The organism is Streptomyces sp. NPDC002265, assembly GCF_040296125.1.
Lineage (GTDB): Bacteria > Actinomycetota > Actinomycetes > Streptomycetales > Streptomycetaceae > Streptomyces.
Genome location: NZ_JBEOWS010000644.1, coordinates 1 through 2157, shown reverse-complemented (window position 1 = coordinate 2157; position 2157 = coordinate 1). Strand labels below are relative to the sequence as shown.

The 2157-nt window shown below is 73.1% G+C and carries 2 protein-coding genes; both read right to left on the bottom strand.

Translation table 11 applies throughout. The features are described from left to right. Nucleotides 1–27: 27 nt before the first annotated feature. Entirely contained in the window at nucleotides 28–1302 is a 1275-nt protein-coding gene (locus ABT085_RS45885; protein WP_502982997.1) for a flavin-containing monooxygenase, read from the bottom strand. Nucleotides 1303–1444: 142 nt separating this feature from the next. Further along, entirely contained in the window at nucleotides 1445–1990 is a 546-nt protein-coding gene (locus tag ABT085_RS45880) for a DoxX family protein (RefSeq protein WP_351623091.1), read from the bottom strand. Nucleotides 1991–2157: the final 167 nt, after the last annotated feature.

Sequence of the window (2157 nt, the reverse complement as noted above, 5' to 3'; positions counted from 1 at the left end):
GACGCCCTTCGGTACTCCGGGCCTGCCCTAGAGGTCGCGCAGTTCCGCGAGGTACGGGGCGACGTCCACCTGGATCGAGGAGCCCTCGGCATTGCCGTACCGCTCCGCGACGGAGCTCAGATACCCGTCGACCTCCTTGCGCATGACCTCCGAGGACGGCAGCACGGCCGCGCCCTCGACGATCCGCGCGACCCACCGCGATTGCGCCTCCACGAGCCGGGTGACGGAGCCCACCGGGCGGACCAGGCCGACGAAGTGCAGGCCGGGACGGTCCGGCGCGACGACCCGCCGGTACAGTTCCACCGACCCTTTGGGGCCGACCGGGCAGCCCTCCGGCAGGAACGGGAACGCCATGCGGAAGCCCGTGCAGTACACGATGGCATCGGCTTCCGCCGAGGTCCCGTCGGTGAACCGGACCAGGCCGCCCTCGACGGACCCGATCGCCGGCTTCGGGCTCACCGCGCCGTGCCGGATCCGGCTGAGGATCTCGTCCGACAGGGTCACCGCCGAGGAGAATATCGGGTGGTCGGGCTCGGGCAGCCCGTAGTCCGACAGCGCGCCCCGGGCGGTGTGCAGCGCCTTCTCGACGAACTCGCGCTGCTGCGCGAAGGACATCTCGGTGAACCACGGTGTCTCGGCCAACTCGTCGACCGAGATGCCGTACAGCTGCTTCGGGACGATGTGCAGACCCCGCCGGACCGACAGCATCGTGGCTGCCGCGTGCCGGGAGAGGTCGCAGGCGATGTCCACCGCGGACGCGCCGAGCCCGACGACGACCACGCGCTGTCCGGCGAAGTCCCGGGCGTCGTGGAAGTCGAGCGAGTGCAGGATCCGCCCGGTGAACGAGTCGGAGCCGGGCGCCGGGTGCGGCAGGGCCGGCTCGGTGTTGTGGCCGGAGGCGACGATCACCTGCGCGAACCGCCGCTCGGTCCGGGCCCCGTCCGCGCCCTGGCTGACCACCGTCCACGCGCCCTCGGGCTCCTGGGTCACGGACAGCACCTCGACGCCCGTCTCGACCCGGTCCAGCACGCCCGCCCACTGAGCGAACGCGCGCAGATAGGCGGCGACGTCACTGTGCCGCGGATAGAGGGGGTACGACGCGGGCATCGGGAAGTCCGCGTAACCGGTGAGCTGCTTGGCGGTGTTGAGGTGCAGGGAGAGGTAACCGGGGCCCTTCTCCCCGGCCCCCGGCTGACGCCAGATGCCGCCGACGTCCGGGGCCTTCTCCAGGCAGACGAAGTCGACGCCCCGGCGGGACAGGGCGTGCGCCGCCGCCAGCCCCGACAGACCTGCGCCGATCACGCACACACTCACGGTTCCCCCCAACGGGACGGACTGGACGGCTTAGTGCACGTGCAGTCACTGCCCATCGCTCCCGTGGGACACACGCGGCGCAACCGTAACGAAGGCCACAGGCGGGGAGGTTGTCAGCGGCGTCCGGGCCCTACTCCTCGAAGAGCGCCTGCTGCTCGCCCTCGGCGCGTCTGCGCACCCGGGCGTTGCGCGCGCCCACGACCAACGCGGTCAGCGCGGCCGTCGCGCCGAGCGCCAGCGGCACCATCCACTTCTGGTCGAAGACGTGCCCGAGGGCGTGGTCCAGGGAGAGCCGGCCCGGCCCGGCGACCGCCAGACCGGTGGCGGCCAGGCCCAGGCTCGCCGCGTACTCGTAGCCGCCCTCCTGCGCGAAGAACCCGTTCGGGGCGTGCACCGCGGACGCCCCGGCCATGGCGCCGGCCGCCGCCGCGCCCGCCGCAGGCGTCGCGAGCCCCAGGGCCAGCAGCGTGCCGCCGCCCGTCTCCGCGAGACCGGCGGCCAGCGCGCTCGTCCTTCCGGGCGCGTACCCGACGGACTCCATGTAATGGCCGGTTCCCGCCAGCCCGTGGCCGCCGAACCAGCCGAACAGCTTCTGCGTGCCGTGCGCGGCCAGCACCCCTCCCGTACCCAGCCGGAGCAGCAGCAGGCCCAGATCTCGTCGGTCACAGCAGGTCACGAGGACTCCCGGAGTCGGCAGCGAGAACGGAACACCCCCTTGGAGCTCCGGACCCCACTTCTGTCCGGAGTTCTTGCGGTGTCCACCGTCGCACCGCGGACCCCGCGGCGGCTCGTCCGGGCCGCCGTTCGGGTGGCGCGGCACGCACCGAGGGGCCGCCCACCGCC